Raw genomic sequence first — 16,498 nt, 5'->3', positions numbered from 1 at the left:
TGCTCCATTGGTTCTTTGATATGGCAATCAAAGTAGGCAAGCAGTAAGACAGAGCGATGACGCTAAGATGACCAGCGGATGACAGGCTTCAGTAATACCAGCGCCATTCCAGCTGCCAGCTTCGTTGCCAGGCAGAATCCAGGTTCAGCAATTCCGCTTTGGCAACCAGAGCAGAGTGCTGACCGCTGAAAGTGTGGTCGATCGTCCACAAATGCAGTCGTTTTCCATCCGAACGGAGTTGTGGTTTGTAACTGAAGCGACTTTTCATATCCCATATTTCATACAAATAACCGCCGAGTTCCGGCTGCAGGTAACTGAGCGTCTGTGTTGGACCAGCTTCGACGCCCGCGTTGAGTAACGCATACAAGCGTACATCCGAACCAAGGGCTTCGGTCATCCCCAAACCACCCGACATACTGAAACCGGTATTAGCTTCCAGGTCTTGGTTGTATACCGGCTTAAAACCCAGTTGGAAATGTCCGGACAGACCGCCAATCAGGCTATCCCGTGGAGTGAGTGAAGCGGCTGAATAAAGTTGCCAGCGATGCAGTTGTAACGCTTTTTTACTTGGAGAAAAACGTAATTCAACATCGTTCAGTCGTAATTCATTTTCCCCGAAGTATTCGCGGTTATCGTCTTCCAGCGTATGCGCTGCAGGCAGCCAGCGAAATGTTAGCCACGACTCGTCACGATAATTAAGCCATCCACCAGCAAGTTGGCTGTCTCCGGGGGTTTTTAACGGAGAGCGATAAGCATCAATATCCAGAAATAACGCTTCCGTTTGGTAATCTGCTAACGCTTGTTTCTGTTTTTTGTACTGCGCCAGAGACAGCTCGGAATGATGCCAATCATAGTCCAACAGGGTTGTACTGAGTTGTTTGAATAAAAAGCGTTGTTCGGGCTGGTGAATATCCGCCGGGAGTTTCCCGTTCTTGCGGAATTCGGAGGCAGCCTCTGTCACCTGAACACCAGTCGTCTCATTCAGCATACGAATCTTCCATTTATCAGCGGGAGTGACTTCCGTGTGTTTAACCAGTCCGGATTGGTTAACAATCTTAGCCAGATCCAATGGTGACACAATATCCGGAGCTGGCAGATCAGGCTGGACGACGCGCAGAATATCCAGCGATAAAGTGGCGCAATTGTGTTCATCAAAAAAGTAGTCGAGCTGCGGATGCTTTAGCTCCCAGAGATGTGCCTGCAACAGACGTTTTTGTGACTCGTCTAAATCCAGAATATAACGCCAGACATTGCGTTGTTCTGTCTGATTATAAAAGTCGATATAGCTGTTTAATGGTTTAACCAGAAAATACCCATCTTTGCCAACAACAACCGTCTCCCAGATAACCTTTAACGGGTTATAGGAATCCAGTTCGGTAAAAAAAGAAACGGCATGTCGAGTATATTTCCCATCAGAGCGAACGCCAGATATTGAGAGCATGCCATGCCCCATCATGCTATTGGGGTTGGTCAGGTTTTCGGAGGCATAAACAATACTAATATTATCGATAGGAGCCTTTTCTAGAAATTGCTGATAGTCAGAGCAAACCGGAAAAAGAGGGAGTGCTTCGTATTGCTTCATCAGCTGATAACGAGCGGGAAAACGGCAAATTGAGTCGGGTTGCTGCAGAAATAAATCAAGCGTCAGCTGCCACTCTTGCTCAAGAGAGAAATCGTTCACCGACAATAAAAACAGCGGATCAGATATCAGCGGCTTATCATGATTAAGATGCAACAAGGCCTGCCATTGCAGCCTGGCGGAATCCGGCAATGCTAATGACTGGGCACTAAAGGCAATAAAAAAGGAAGCTAATAAGCTTCCTTTTAGGATCGACATAACAATATTACTGACAAGAAACTATGATGTTATCGTCGTAGGTCCACATCTTATCGGTCGCGGAGTCAGTCGTAGAACCGAATAAACCACCGCTCAGGATATTAACCCAGAAAGCACCTTCAATTTTTTTGTTGGCCGCTGTTTGCTTAGCACAGCCTTCAGTTGAAGTGCTGACAATTTTATCGGTGCCATCTTTCTTAAATTGTACAATGCCTGGTACTGTATGCTCAGTGCCATCCACAGTAACCTGAATCTCTTTCCCGTTAGAAGTGGAAACGTTTACTGCTTTAGTGTCCTCAGTCAAAATCGAGGCACAACCAGTCATCAGGGTTGCAGCACCCATTACTGCTACTACTTTCTTCAAAGACATCCTTTATGATCCTTTTAGTAAATTATCATTAGCCATTCGTGGCGAGCTGCAGTATGCCAAATGAAACAATCTTATCCAATAAAAAGATTAATCGTTCATTCAACTTGTAATGTCATTGATGGTGAATTGCCAGTTTGATTACCATCGCGTGATATCGCTATGGTTATGAGCTTAACAACCCCTGGTCACAACAAATTCATCCTGATCCAGATTGGTCAGATGGTATTGTGCCTGCTGCAGAATATCCGTGGCGTTACGACGCTGGCCCAAACGGGTCAGCAACTCAGTAAATAACAGATCTTCGGCATATTGGGCGTTTAGCTGCTTGTCTTTGCTATCGTCCAGTTCGGCTAATAGTTCTTTAACCAGATGTAATTCGCCACTCATCATTTCTCTCCCGTCATACGACTGTTGCTGTCAGTATGGCGGACATAAAAAACCCGGTTTTGATACGTATCAAAACCGGGTGATTCAAAGCAGGGCGGATATGCCAGATATCAGGTCGTCATCTGACTCGCCAATTTGCGCTTCTTCAGATGAATCAGAATCTGGCTGATCGCCGCCGGAGTCACTCCGGAAATGCGCGACGCCACACCCAGTGTTTCTGGCTGTACGGTTTGCAGCTTTTGTTTCACTTCGTTGGATAAACCACCAATGGCATCGTATTCAAGATCGGTTGGCAGTTTAGTATTTTCGTAGCGACGCAGTTGTTCGATTTCTTCCAGTTGACGGGCGATATAACCGTCGTATTTGGCCTGGATTTCCACCTGCTCGGCTACCTGAGCATCTTCTACCGCTTCACCTTTTAAATTAGCGACCTGTGAATAATTCAGGCCCGGGCGCTTCAGCAGATCGTGCAGGTTATATTCACGGGCAATAGCCGCTTCACCCATTTCTTCCAGTTTTTTCGCTTCGTCAGTACCGGCCTGTACCCAGGTGGTTTTCAGACGTTCGGCTTCACGTTCGATGCCTTCTTTTTTGGCAGAGAAGGCCGCCCAACGCTCATCGTCGACCAGGCCTAAATTACGGCCGACTTCGGTCAGACGTAAATCAGCGTTGTCTTCACGCAGTACTAAACGGTATTCCGCACGGCTGGTGAACATACGGTATGGTTCTTTGGTACCCATGGTGATCAGGTCGTCGACCAGTACACCAATGTAAGACTGGTCACGGCGTGGAATCCAGGCGTCTTTTTCCAGCGCCCGTAAGGCGGCATTGGTGCCGGCCAATAATCCCTGAGCACCGGCTTCTTCATAACCGGTTGTGCCGTTGATTTGACCCGCAAAGAACAGGTTGTTCACAAACTTGGTTTCCAAACTGTGTTTCAGATCCTGCGGATTAAAATAATCGTATTCGATCGCGTAGCCCGGGCGGGTTATATGGGCGTTCTCAAAGCCTTTCATGCTGTGGATTAAATCCAGCTGCACATCAAACGGCAGCGAGGTGGAAATACCGTTCGGATATAACTCGTTGCTGTTCAGGCCTTCCGGTTCAACAAAGATCTGGTGGCTGTCTTTATCCGCAAAACGCATCACCTTATCTTCAATCGACGGGCAATAACGCGGGCCAACGCCTTCAATCACCCCAGCATACATAGGCGAGCGATCAAGGTTGTTACGGATAATGTCGTGGGTCTGCTCGTTGGTGTGGGTGATGTAACAGCTGACCTGTTCCGGGTGCTCATCCACCGAACCCATAAAGGACATCACCGGCAGCGGTGTATCACCCGGTTGTTCCTGCATTACGGAGAAATCGACACTGCGACGATCAATCCGCGCCGGAGTACCGGTTTTTAAACGACCAACGTTAAACGGCATTTCGCGTAAACGCTGGGCCAGTGCAATCGACGGTGGATCACCAGCACGACCACCTTTGTGGTTTTCCATACCAATATGGATCAATCCACCCAGGAAGGTACCGGCCGTCAGCACCACGGTGGTGGCGTGAATACGCATATTGGTATTGGTCACCACACCACAAGCGGTCGAACCCACACCATCACCCTGAACAATGAGGTCGTCACAAGAAGCCTGGAAGATATCCAGGTTATCCTGATTCTCAACGATGTTACGAATGGCAGTGCGGTACAAGGCACGATCAGCCTGAGCGCGAGTGGCACGAACCGCCGGGCCTTTGCGGCTGTTCAGTGTACGGAACTGAATACCGGCCTGATCCGTTGCCCGTGCCATGGCGCCACCTAAGGCGTCGATTTCTTTCACCAGATGGCTTTTACCAATACCACCAATGGCCGGATTGCAGGACATCACGCCAACGGTGTCGGTGTTGTGGGTTAACAGTAAGGTTTTACAGCCGGTACGCGCTGCCGCCAGAGCCGCCTCGGTACCCGCGTGTCCACCACCAACCACAATCACATCATACCGAACCGGATAATCCACAACTCACCTCAAATCTTGTTGTTTGCGCTCAGCTTTACTGCTGCTGCATAAACCCAGCTAAGCGAAAAGGGCGCGCATTATATCAGGACTCACCCCAATAGGGCAGAGTGCTGAGCATTTTTTAACCAGCCAAGTTATCCACTTTATCCACAATACGTTTTTCATTGTGATTTTATTTCCTAACAGAGTGTTCTTATTTTTAATATTTATAATAAAAACAAATACTTAGGATGTTTATAAAGCTGTACATAATTGTAGATAAGTTATTATTCACAGCCTATGTCTGGGTTTTATCCATAAAAAAACCCAGGCTTTGCCCGGGTTTTTTGCAGCTATATCACAGGGTTTTCAACAGTTTCAGGGATTCGCATTATCCTGCGGGAGCATTCCCGGCATCGCCGTTACCTGCATCACCACCAGCGTCTCCGTTGCCCGCATCACCACCGGCGTCTCCGTTACCCGCATCACCTCCGGCGTCGCCGTTGCCCGCGTCACCACCAGAGTCGCCACCACCGCTGGCATCCGCCGGTGGTGTGAAGGTCATAAACAACAACGAGTTGCTGGCACGGAAATAAAACTCCAGATCACCATCGCTGTTAAAGCCAGCAAATCCGGGCACTTCTGATTCATTAAATGCCGGGCAATCTTCACGTTCGCTCAGGGTCGCGCGATATAAATTGAAGTTGGTGTCGATGGTGGTTAACTCACCACGAAAGATACAACCGGCATTGGCGGAATCGGTGGATACACCGGTGAAAATCACTCGCTCTCCGGCTCGGGTAGTCACCAGCTCGTAATTGGTTGCGGTCCATTTACCGGTTTTAATCAGCGCCGATAACGGGCTGTTGTTTTCCCAGGTGCCATCACGGGTTAACAGGATATTGCCGGTTGATGTGCCATCGACACTGTAACCACCGAACAACGAGTCATCCGTCGCTTGCAGGCTTGAAAGCTGAGTATCCAGCTCATAATCCGCCTCGTTACCATCGGCAATAAATTGTTTGGCGGTTGAATCGGAATCGGTATTGAGGGCATATGCCGTCAGATCGGCAATCACGGTACGGTTACCGGCATTGAGAACAATATCACCGTAATAACCATTGTCTGCATCAAGGCCATAGACATTGCCGTTGTAGATCAGGACCCGCAGGTCCGTTGTTTGATTGAACTGCCCGTTCCAGAAACCGCTTAGTGAAGCCGTTTGATCGGTAATGGTTTCGCCCTGATCATTAACGATTTCGTCGTCATCGTCTTCGGCAATACAGCCCGTCAGGTTGATGGATAAAGCCAGGCACGTTGCCAGGGTAATCTTTCGCACGTCAAACTCCGCTCGTGAATGTTGCTATTAAAGATAGCAATCGGCCGAAGTTTTGCTGGCTTTAGAGGGAATTAAAGCTCCCGGTATAAAGAAGCGATATCAATCTGATACCGCTTCATTTGTTATCAGCCGTTAAATCTGCGTCTGATAACTAGGAGTCCTGATAGCAAAATCATGAAACCCCAGTTTAAAGAACCAATCATGGGCTCTCCATCTGATCCGGATGATTGAGTATCAGCACCATCTTCTGCACCGGGAGCCGGTTCTGGCTCAGGAGTTGGCGCCTGATCGCTTGTTCCTGCTAAGAAGTCTTTGAATACCGGATAACTGGCCAGAAACAAATCAATGACATCCAGCTGTTGATCCGTATTCTCCAATGCCTGTTTCAGGTCACCTACGGTAACAATATCCGACGCAGAAAAAGCCGAAGCGATATTTTTCAGCTGACGAACCATGCCATCGCGGCCCAAAGAAACGATGCGTTCATCCGATGAAGGGCCACCTTCGCCTAAAACAATATCGCCATTAGCACCGGCATTAATCTGGAATAAGTTCTGACGTTGATAGTCCAGCTCTTCCGACTCAGTACAGGTATACATCGTCCAAAAGCCCTGGGTCACAGAAGCCACTTCAATGATAGGTTCGCCGTTTGGAATAACCCCGTTAAACTGCACTGTGTCATTATTCTGGACCACATCACAAATCGGTGCTGGCACTGTACCGTCACTCAAAACATCACTGGTTTCACATTCCACCAGATAGCCTTGCTGAGGGACAGTTGTCGAAGCAGGTACTAAAATTGGCTCACCGGCCGGGATAAATTCATTTTCTATATAACCACCATCAAAGATTGATCCGTAGCCATCGCAGATGGGTTGACGCTGGTATCCATCAGAAACACGGATTTCTGACTTCTCGTTGTTTAACGCCTGTAAAAGAAAATAAGACCCACCACCATTGGCCGTTGAATTGAAGGTCATTTCCCAGCGTTTGCCTAATTTTTCAGCAGCTGATGCATCATCAAAATTAATTCTCAGATTGTTCTCTTTTAAGCGTAAGACATCATTACTGAGCGCCTGATCTCCGTTATTTCTGGAGAAGTCTTCACCATTAAAACAATCCAGTCCAATACAAGCACTGCCAATCACGGTTTGATTTTCTTGTATTAGCTGAGCAGACCTGGCCAGTGTCACATTCAAGGTTAACAGTGCCACTAAACCGGCAGCCGGTATTTTTGTAATTATCATGTTCTTCCTCCTCAAAGTTCATTGAGGCGGGTAAGAATCGTATCAATTCGGGCGTTGATGGCGTTTACCGCAGCATCCATTTGCTCCTTGGTTACCGCATCAGAATCAGCTGTTCCTTCAGCGACATGAGTAATACGGCGTTCCGCACCTTCAGCGCCAACAGATATTGCACCATCAACCAGCTCAGAACCGGCCCCCAAAGCAACACTGCTGTTATCCCCTGCTGAGATTTTTAATACAGATTGCTGACTGGTTTGGTCAATCAGGTAGAAATAAGGTGCATCTAATAATGACTCACTGGTGATACCCATCAGCCAATCATTGGTCGGGAAAGCAGCCGTATTACTGGTATCAATAAAAGAAATCCGCGGGTCGTCTGCTTTCAGACGTAATGTATCAAAACCAAAATCTTCAGTGTCAGTACAGGCGTCACCAACACACTGGCTTCCCTCAACAATCAGGTCATCGATAACTACCTGATCGGCGATCGAGTTCAATGAACAAAGTGCTAAAGCACTTACTGTTGCTATTTTTATTTTGCGAAACATGGTTTTAATCCGGATTATGAGAATTAGTTAATCAGTCATAAATCAATATGAACAACTGATTACTGATCAGAATCCGTACAATACAAAAGTAGGATATTACCGTACAGATAAAATCCGAAACAATTGCTTACAATCACTTACCAATGCAGAAGCTACCAAAAATCTCACCCAACAGGTCGTCAGCGGTGAATTCACCAGTGATTTCATTCAGCGCGTGTTGTGCCATGCGCAGGTCTTCGGCCAGTAACTCACCGGCGGCCATGCCTTCCAGCTGCTGACGGCCAAAATCCAGCGCTTCCTGAGCACGGTTTAGCGCATCAATATGACGACGGCGGGCGAGGAATCCACCTTCAGAAGCGGCTTCAAATCCCATCACGTCTTTCAGGTGCTGGCGCAGGTCATCCACGCCCTGGTTGTGTTTCGCCGATAAGGTAATGGTTGGGAAATCCCCGGTTGTGGATAACCCCATGCTTTCTTCTGAGATATCCGCCTTATTACGGATCACGGTTAAACGCCCAGAGGCCAATAGTGAATCCGTCTCTGAGGCTAATCCCTGTTCATCATACAAGGCATGCAACAGGGCTTTAGGGTCGGTTTCGTGAGTGGTGGAATCAATCATCAGCAACACCCGATCGGCCTGCTCAATCTCGGCCCAGGCACGCTGGATACCAATACGTTCCACTTCATCCGGCGCATCGCGCAAACCCGCGGTATCAATGATGTGCAGCGGCATGCCATCAATATGAATATGCTCTTTTAAAACATCCCGGGTGGTACCGGCAATATCGGTGACAATAGCCCGCTCCTGACCCGCTAAGGCATTCAGTAGTGAGGACTTACCAGCGTTAGGCCGCCCAGCAATGACGACGTTCATGCCTTCCCGCAATAGAGCACCCTGATTGGCTTCCTGCAGCACCGATTTTAATTCACCGTCAACTGTGGATAACATAGTGGAAACTTTGCCATCCGAAAGAAAGTCGATTTCTTCTTCCGGAAAGTCGATCGCTGCTTCCACATACATCCGCAGATGAATCAGCTGATCGAGCAGACTGTGTACTTTGTTCGAGAATTCCCCCTGCATCGAGCGCAGCGCACAACGAGCGGCTTGCTCAGAGGCGGAGTCAATTAAGTCAGCAATCGCCTCAGCTTGGGCTAGATCCATTTTATCATTGAGGAAGGCGCGTTCTGAGAACTCACCCGGGCGCGCTAAGCGACAGCCTAACGCCACCACTTCTTTTAACAGCAGATCCAGCACCACCGGGCCGCCATGGCCTTGCAGCTCCAGCACATCTTCGCCAGTAAATGAGTTCGGATTGGGGAAATACAAGGCAATGCCTTCGTCCAGCACCGTGCCATCCGCAGCGGTAAATGGGCCGTAGTGGGCGTAGCGGGGTTTTGGCTGAAAGCCGAGAATCTTTTCTGCCACAGTGAGTGCCAGCTCACCGGATACCCGAATAATACCAACGCCTCCGCGCCCGGGGGCGGTGGCAACAGCGGTGATGGTGTCCTGATGAATGGCATGTTCTGACATAAGAATTCGCTTGAGTGTGTCGTGTTGGTTTTGTCTGAGTGACCGTCTATCGCAGGGATGCGATAGTCGAGTGTACAGGGACGTATTTACCACGTGTCACGTGACAAATCGAACACGAAACACTTTTTCCAGAGAAAAGAAAACCCCGATCCGGCATTTCAGCACGCGACACGCTGCAAGTACATCCATGTAGGCTCTTCGATGGCATCCATGCCATCGGAGGTCGCTTAGCTAAAACACCCAATCGGGGTTTTATATAACAGTTAATAATCAGCTATTTTCAATCTGCTTAGTGATCACATACTGCTGCGCAATCGACAGAATGTTGTTCACTACCCAGTACAGTACCAGGCCAGCCGGGAACCACAGGAAGAAGATGGTGAAGATGATTGGCATAAACTGCATCACACGCGCCTGCATTGGGTCTGGCGGTGTTGGGTTCAGCTTCATCTGAATAAACATCGAAGCGCCCATGATCAGCGGCAGGATAAAGTAAGGATCCATCACCGACATATCTTCAATCCACAGGAAGAACGGCGCCTGGCGCAGCTCAACGGATTCCATCAGTACCCAGTACAGCGCAATAAACACCGGCATCTGTACCAGAATCGGTAAACAGCCGCCCAGTGGATTGATCTTCTCTTCCTTGTAGAGCTTCATCATCTCCTGGCCGAGCTTCTCACGGTTATCACCGTAGCGCTCTTTGATTTCCTGCATCTTCGGCGCGACTTTACGCATATTCGCCATCGAGCGGTAAGACGCCGCCGACAGCTTGAAGAACGCCAGCTTAATCAGAATGGTCAGGAAGATAATCGCAACACCCCAGTTACCCACAATGTCGTGGATGTTATCCAGCAACCAGAACAGTGGCTGAGCCACCCACCATAACCAACCGTAGTCGATGGTCAGATCCAGATGTTCAGCAATTTCACCTAAACGCTCCTGGTCTTTCGGGCCAACGTACAATTGCGCACCCACTTCACCCACAGAGCCCGGTGCTACTGTAGTAGGAGCACTGTAGAAACCGAATACATTGTTGCCTTTAACCTGACGACCATTGTAGGTGTGCGGCTGATCCTGAGCAGGAATCCAGGCAGACAGGAAGTAGTGCTGCAGCATTGACGCCCAACCACCTTGTTCAACAGACTTATACGGACCATCAACCAGATCATCAAAACCAATCTTTTCGTAACGGTTTTCTTTGGTGGTTAATGCCGCCCCCAGATAAGACTGCATACCCATCGCATTACCCTCAGACGGGTCGGATGAGTTATCACGCTTCAGCTGAGCATAGAAAGTACCTTGCCAGTTCTGATCTGACGTGTTGTTGATGCGGTAAGTCACGTCGATCAGGTAATTACCCGGCTTAAAAGTAAAGATTTTCTCGACGGTACCTTTAGCGGTTTCAGTCGTCAGAACAACCTTCAGCTCTGAATCACCTTCAGCAAGCTCGTAGCTGTTCTGAGCAACGCTGTATAACGCCGGACCTTTGGCATCAACACCGTCTTTACCCAGCAGACCACTTTGAGCCACATAAGTACGACGGTTGTTTTTCTCCATCAGCACAAACGGCACGTCTTTTTGTTCAATAGACGCCGGATACGCTGGCAGCAACACCTGAGTGACTTCACCACCACGAGGATCAATGGTGACCTGTAACACATCGGTATTCACAGTGATCAGCTTGCCATCCGGCACTGCCACATCAATGGACTCCGGAGCGACTTGTGGTGCATCCACATCCGGGATATCACCATTGTCAGCACTGACAACACCAGCTTCCACGGGTACCGGCGCATCCTGAGTTTCAGAAACCGCCGCAATCGGCGCGTTTGCCTGAGTGTTCTGACCGTAGTCATCATTCCAGGCAAGAATTAAAAAATAAGTACTAATGGCTAAGCCAATAAATATAACCGTACGGCGGATATCCATGATCAGGCTTTCCGTTGACAACAGTGGGATTGAGGGTTGGGTATATCAGGTACCGGATCGACGCCATGGGAACCCCATGGGTGACACCGGAGCAATCGCTGTAAGGCTAACTTACCACCGCGTAATGCACCATAACGACGAATAGCTTCATCGGCATAAGCAGAACAAGTGGGGTAATAACGACAACGACTGGGAAATAAGGGACTGATTGCGTAGCGATAGAGCGCAACAAAAGCGAGCATAAATCGGGCGATAGGGTTAACGCCGTTTTTTACGTTTGCCGTTTGATGGTCTGCCATGGGATGGGCGCTTCAATCTGAACCAAAGGGCGTCAATCATCTCACGTATTTGCTGGTTGTCCAGCTCAGTGATCCCGGAACGGGCCAGTATAACAAAATCGGCGGCAGGCAATTGATGCTGATTTAACCGGCAAGACTCACGAATAAGTCGTTTAACCCGATTACGTTGCACCGCATGCTTGATTTGCTTCTTTGCCAATACAAAGCCAATTCGCGGATGATCAAGCCCATTCGCTGATGCAAGCAACAGCAACTGGGGGGTACTTCCGCGTAATTCGGTGTTATCAAAAACCCGTTTGAACTCGGCTGGTTTTAATAAACGCAGTTGCCGGGAAAACTCAAACTCAGGCATCAATAACAATCGTACGGAAGTAAACGGTCAATTAAGCAGTCAGAACGTGACGGCCTTTTGCACGACGACGAGCCAGAACCTGACGGCCGTTTTTAGTAGCCATACGAGCACGGAAACCGTGAGTACGCTTACGCTTTAATACGCTTGGTTGAAAAGTACGTTTCATAATACTGTCACTTTAAATTTACGGTTTGTATTTCACGGCTTAGCAGCCAATGAAAAGCCAAATTTTTGAGGGCGGCAATTGTATGAGAAAGGCAAACCAATAGCAATGGTGAATTTTTGTGCAATTACACAAAGTTTGTGAAAACGATTGGATCACTTTTCCGCTGGGTTCTGAATAAGAAAATATGAATGAATATGTGTTGAAGGAAAGAAGAGAGAAGTTCGTTATTATTATTTCTTAAGGCCTCAATTTTTGTGGAAAACATAAAAAAATCATTATAAAACAATAGCTTACTGGAATTATAAGTCAGGTATTAACTGCGTTTAAGCTTAGGGTTAACTGGGAAAATCCGGTGTATTAAATGGCCTGTTATACACAGTGAGCCGGGTTGTCAGGGTTATCCTCAATTCGGTGCTCAGCTTTTCAGTGGGGTTATAAGCGGGTTTATCCACAAGAATTCGGGCTTTTTTGATTTAACCCGCAATCTCTGTGGATAACCCTGGCGGTCTTGGGTACACTATGCGGCTCGCTTAAAATTTGAATATTGAGGTTGCCGTGACAGGTTTATGGCAAGACTGCCTGGGTCAGTTACAACATGAACTGCCCGCTCAGCAATACAACACATGGATCCGGCCTCTGGTGGCCAGCACGGATGACAATGGTCAGTTAAGCCTGAGTGCGCCTAACCGCTTTGTGAAAGACTGGGTGAAAGATAAGTACCTGCAGCGGATTCAGGAAATCCTGTCTGAATTAAATGGCGGCCGTATTACTCACGCTGAGATTGTGGTGGGTGAGGCTCGCCCTATGTTTCAGCGTCCGGCAACGCCACCACCTGCCCGCCCGGCACCACCACCGCGTCGGCCCAAGCCGGCCGTTGCTCCACCCGTGGTTAAAGAAGAATTTGCTTTTGCTCAGCCCACCAGTACAGCCGGGTTTGAAGCAACGGATTATTCGCAGCTGGAACACGCTCCTTCGATGGCCGACAGTGCACCGCAGCAAGGTGATTTACTGGCTGGTGATGGCCGTGGTTTTGATATGCCGTCAGCACCACAAATGGAGTCAGCGCCTAGCATGCCGATCAGCAGCGCTCCTTCTTTTGCGGCAACACGTTCTGCACCGGCTAAGCCTAAAGCCAAGCGTGAAGTGCAGGTAGAAGGGGGCTTACAGCATCAGAGTTTCCTGAATACCAACTTTACCTTCCAGAGTTTTGTTGAAGGTAAATCGAACCAGCTGGCTCATGCCGCAGCGCGCCAGGTGGCTGAAAACGCCGGTGGCTCGTACAACCCCCTCTTTATATACGGTGGTGTGGGTTTAGGTAAAACTCACTTAATGCACGCCGTGGGTAACTATCTGCAAAGCAAAGACCCGAATGCCAAGGTGTTGTACGTGCATTCCGAGCGCTTTGTGCAGGATATGGTGAAAGCGTTACAGCTGAACGCCATCAATGAATTTAAACGTTTTTACCGCGGCCTGGATGCGCTGTTAATTGACGATATCCAGTTCTTCGCCGGTAAAGAACGCTCCCAGGAAGAATTTTTCCACACCTTTAATGCCTTGTTAGAAGGCGGCCAGCAGATGATTCTGACCTGTGACCGCTATCCAAAAGAAATTAATGGCCTGGAAGAGCGCCTGAAAAGTCGTTTCGGCTGGGGTTTAACCGTAGCGGTGGAACCACCGGAACTGGAAACCCGGGTTGCGATCTTAATGAAGAAGGCCGAGCAGAGTAATGTGCACCTGCCAGACGACGCTGCTTTCTTTATTGCCCAGAAAATTCGCTCCAATGTCCGGGAGCTGGAAGGGGCACTGAAACGGGTGATTGCGAACTCGCATTTTACCGGCAGTGACATTACTCTTCCTTTTATTAAAGAATCACTAAAAGACCTGTTGGCTCTGCAGGATAAACAAGTCAGTATCGACAATATTCAGCGAATTGTGGCTGAGTATTACAAACTGAAGTTGTCTGATTTATTATCTAAGCGCCGCACGCGTTCCATTGCCCGCCCACGACAGGTGGCGATGGCATTGAGCAAAGAATTAACCAATCACAGCCTGCCGGAAATCGGCGCTGCGTTTGGTGGTCGTGACCACACGACAGTTTTGCACGCATGCCGTAAAATCAAAGAGTTACAGGAAACGACTGCAGACGTTCGTGAAGATTACAAGAACTTACTGCGTTCACTGACAACCTAGATCTGAGTGGAGAACCATGAAATTCGTTATCTCTAGGGAAGCCCTTCTGCGCCCATTGCAACTGGTAGCCGGCGTAGTGGAAAAACGCCAGACGCTGCCGGTACTGTCCAACGTGTTGTTGGAAGTTCAGGGCCAGCAGCTGTCTTTAACGGGTACAGATCTGGAAGTTGAACTGGTTGGTCGCGTCACGCTTGACGAGGTTGGCCAGGAAGGTGAGATTACTGTACCCGCGAAAAAGCTGATGGATATCTGCCGTTCCTTACCGGACGGTGCAGAAATTACCATCGAGCAGGATGACCAGCGTGTCAATGTACGCTCCGGTCGCTCCCGTTTTACCTTATCAACGCTGCCTGCGACCGAATTCCCGAATGTGGAAAACATCGCCGGTGAGCAGCACTTTGTGCTGGAGCAGAACAAGCTGCGTCGTGTGATCGATCGCACCAGCTTTGCCATGGCTCAGCAGGACGTGCGTTATTACCTCAACGGTATGCTGTTTGAAGTAACCGCCAATGGTTTACGTACGGTTTCTACCGATGGTCACCGCTTAGCAACGGCCCACGTTGAAATGGCTGGCCCGGATACTGCGCAGCAAATCATTCTGCCGCGTAAAGGCGTGCTGGAAATGGCTAAGCTGCTGACCGACCCGGAAGCCAGCGTTTCTCTGGCGCTGAGCACCAATCACCTGCGTGCCACCACCGAAAACTTCACCTTCACCTCCAAACTGGTAGACGGTAAGTTCCCGGATTATGGCCGTGTGATTCCGAAGAACGGCAGCAATGTGATGCTGGCGGATCGTCAGGAACTGCGCTCAGTATTTGCCCGTACCGCCATTCTGTCGAACGAAAAGTACCGTGGTGTACGTCTGGTACTGGAACCGGAACTGCTGAAAGTGTTCGCCAACAACCCGGAGCAGGAAGAAGCGGAAGAATCCGTTGGTGTGGATTACAACGGTGATTCACTGGAAATGGGTTTCAACGTTTCATACCTGCAAGACGTGATGAGCGTGCTGGATACTCAGCAAGTGAAAATGACGCTGTCTGACGCTAACTCTTCTGCATTGCTGGAAGAGCCGGAAGGTGGCGATGCGATGTATGTTGTTATGCCAATGCGTCTGTAGGGTTCGAGCTCTATGCCTATTCGGCAATTAAAAATCAGCGGCGTGCGTAATCTGCAGCCGCTGGAAATAACGCCCCACGAGGGCGTTAATTTTATCTACGGCAACAACGGTTGCGGTAAAACCAGTGTGTTAGAAGCCATTGCTCTGATGGCCTCGGGAAAATCCTTCCGTACTTCCAAAATCCAGCATGTACTGAATCACGAGTCAGATCGCATCGAGATGTTCCTCGAAGTTGACGATGAAGAACGTGGTTTGTGCACCATGGACAGCCTGCGGTTAAAAAGTGGCGATACCTTATTAAAACTGAACGGTTCGGTGCTGACGTCTCAGGCCGAAGCCGCACATTGGCTTCCGGTTCAGATTATCGACCCCAATACGTTTAAGCTGTTATCCGGCTCTCCGGAAGAACGACGCCAGTTTATCGACTGGGGAGTGTTCCACGTGGAACACAAGTTTATGGAACAGTGGAAAACCTTCCGTAAGCAGCTAAAACAGCGTAATTCGGTTCTGAAACAAAAAGAGCTGGAATGGTTACCCACCTGGACCACGGGCTTTATCGAAAGTGCCGAAGTGATTGATCAGCACCGCCAGACCTACCTCAAACGCTTTAAGCCAGAATTCGAGCGTATTCTTAATCAGCTTGATAACACCATTGATGTGCAACTGGCGTATTACCGTGGTTGGGATAAAGACACGCCGTTGGCAGACGTGCTGGAGAAGCAGCAGGAGCGTGATTTAGTCATCGGTTACACCCAATCAGGGCCACACAGAGCCGAGTTACGCATTAAGGTAGGTAAACTTCCGGCGGCGGAGATTTTATCCCGTGGGCAGCAAAAGACAGTGGTTGCGGCACTGAAGATTGCCCAGGGTGCTTTATTCCAACAAGAGAGCCAGCGTCGCACTATTTATCTGGTCGATGATCTGGCGTCTGAGCTGGACGAAAAACACCGTCATGCATTATGTAAGTTGCTGGAAGATCTCGATTGCCAGGTCTTTATCACCAGCATCGATAAAGAGAAGCTCACCGATGTTTGGCAACCCACCGCCAGCAAAATGTTCCACGTGGAACAAGGTGTGGTTGTTGAAGAACCAAACTTGTAATAAGTCTGCTCGGCTTATTCTGCCTTGAAGCATTGATGTTATTGCCTGCAGGGGTAAATCACAGGGATGTGATTTATTAGCCTTCAGGGATGAA

15 protein-coding genes are annotated in these 16,498 nt (G+C 48.9%); 3 read left to right on the top strand and 12 right to left on the bottom strand.

Translation table 11 applies throughout. The annotated features are described in order from the left end of the window. Positions 1-88: 88 nt before the first annotated feature. The 12 genes from ACO05E_RS07650 to rpmH form a co-directional block, all read right to left on the bottom strand. Entirely contained in the window at positions 89-1,837 is a 1,749-nt protein-coding gene (locus tag ACO05E_RS07650) for a DUF4105 domain-containing protein (RefSeq protein WP_419812387.1), read from the bottom strand. A gap of 7 nt (positions 1,838-1,844) precedes the next feature. Next, entirely contained in the window at positions 1,845-2,207 is a 363-nt protein-coding gene (locus tag ACO05E_RS07645; protein ID WP_419812386.1) for a hypothetical protein, read from the bottom strand. Between the two features lie 171 nt (positions 2,208-2,378). After that, positions 2,379-2,594 carry a hypothetical protein gene (locus ACO05E_RS07640; protein WP_419812385.1) on the bottom strand — a complete coding sequence of 72 codons (216 nt, stop codon included), beginning with the start codon at positions 2,592-2,594 and terminating at the stop codon, positions 2,379-2,381. Positions 2,595-2,704: 110 nt separating this feature from the next. Next, positions 2,705-4,603, bottom strand: coding sequence for a tRNA uridine-5-carboxymethylaminomethyl(34) synthesis enzyme MnmG (gene mnmG / locus ACO05E_RS07635; RefSeq protein ID WP_419812384.1), 1,899 nt, complete (start codon positions 4,601-4,603; stop codon positions 2,705-2,707). Positions 4,604-4,973: 370 nt separating this feature from the next. Further along, on the bottom strand, positions 4,974-5,921 hold the full coding sequence (locus ACO05E_RS07630; RefSeq protein ID WP_419812383.1) for a hypothetical protein: 948 nt from the start codon (positions 5,919-5,921) through the stop codon (positions 4,974-4,976). A gap of 125 nt (positions 5,922-6,046) precedes the next feature. Beyond that, positions 6,047-7,168: a hypothetical protein gene (locus ACO05E_RS07625; protein ID WP_419812382.1), complete on the bottom strand. Its 1,122-nt coding sequence runs from the start codon at positions 7,166-7,168 to the stop codon at positions 6,047-6,049. 11 nt (positions 7,169-7,179) lie between these two features. Then, a complete protein-coding gene (locus ACO05E_RS07620; protein ID WP_419812381.1) occupies positions 7,180-7,716 on the bottom strand; it encodes a hypothetical protein in 537 nt (178 codons plus the stop codon). A gap of 133 nt (positions 7,717-7,849) precedes the next feature. Further along, positions 7,850-9,247 carry a tRNA uridine-5-carboxymethylaminomethyl(34) synthesis GTPase MnmE gene (mnmE, locus tag ACO05E_RS07615; RefSeq protein WP_419812380.1) on the bottom strand — a complete coding sequence of 466 codons (1,398 nt, stop codon included), beginning with the start codon at positions 9,245-9,247 and terminating at the stop codon, positions 7,850-7,852. Between the two features lie 270 nt (positions 9,248-9,517). Then, a complete protein-coding gene (gene yidC / locus ACO05E_RS07610; RefSeq protein ID WP_419812379.1) occupies positions 9,518-11,179 on the bottom strand; it encodes a membrane protein insertase YidC in 1,662 nt (553 codons plus the stop codon). A gap of 2 nt (positions 11,180-11,181) precedes the next feature. Further along, a complete protein-coding gene (gene yidD, locus ACO05E_RS07605; RefSeq protein WP_419813670.1) occupies positions 11,182-11,421 on the bottom strand; it encodes a membrane protein insertion efficiency factor YidD in 240 nt (79 codons plus the stop codon). Between the two features lie 16 nt (positions 11,422-11,437). Further along, entirely contained in the window at positions 11,438-11,830 is a 393-nt protein-coding gene (gene rnpA, locus ACO05E_RS07600; protein ID WP_419812378.1) for a ribonuclease P protein component, read from the bottom strand. Positions 11,831-11,861: 31 nt separating this feature from the next. After that, positions 11,862-11,996 carry a 50S ribosomal protein L34 gene (gene rpmH, locus ACO05E_RS07595; RefSeq protein WP_068657478.1) on the bottom strand — a complete coding sequence of 45 codons (135 nt, stop codon included), beginning with the start codon at positions 11,994-11,996 and terminating at the stop codon, positions 11,862-11,864. A 600-nt stretch (positions 11,997-12,596) separates the two neighbouring features. On the opposite strand from rpmH, the gene dnaA reads away from it, so the two are divergent. The 3 genes from dnaA to recF are packed head-to-tail and all read left to right on the top strand — an operon-like array spanning position 12,597 to position 16,404. Further along, positions 12,597-14,186 carry a chromosomal replication initiator protein DnaA gene (gene dnaA / locus ACO05E_RS07590; protein WP_419813669.1) on the top strand — a complete coding sequence of 530 codons (1,590 nt, stop codon included), beginning with the start codon at positions 12,597-12,599 and terminating at the stop codon, positions 14,184-14,186. Between the two features lie 16 nt (positions 14,187-14,202). After that, positions 14,203-15,303, top strand: coding sequence for a DNA polymerase III subunit beta (gene dnaN, locus ACO05E_RS07585; RefSeq protein ID WP_255858239.1), 1,101 nt, complete (start codon positions 14,203-14,205; stop codon positions 15,301-15,303). 12 nt (positions 15,304-15,315) lie between these two features. Beyond that, the gene (recF, locus tag ACO05E_RS07580) at positions 15,316-16,404 is read left to right on the top strand and encodes a DNA replication/repair protein RecF (RefSeq protein WP_419812377.1); all 1,089 of its coding nucleotides are present in this window, start codon (positions 15,316-15,318) and stop codon (positions 16,402-16,404) included. Positions 16,405-16,498 lie beyond the last annotated feature (94 nt).

The organism is Bacterioplanoides sp. (assembly GCF_965226395.1).
Lineage (GTDB): Bacteria > Pseudomonadota > Gammaproteobacteria > Pseudomonadales > Oceanobacteraceae > Bacterioplanoides.
The sequence above is the reverse complement of the archived record's forward strand: the minus strand, read 5'-3'. Positions and strand labels throughout refer to the sequence as shown.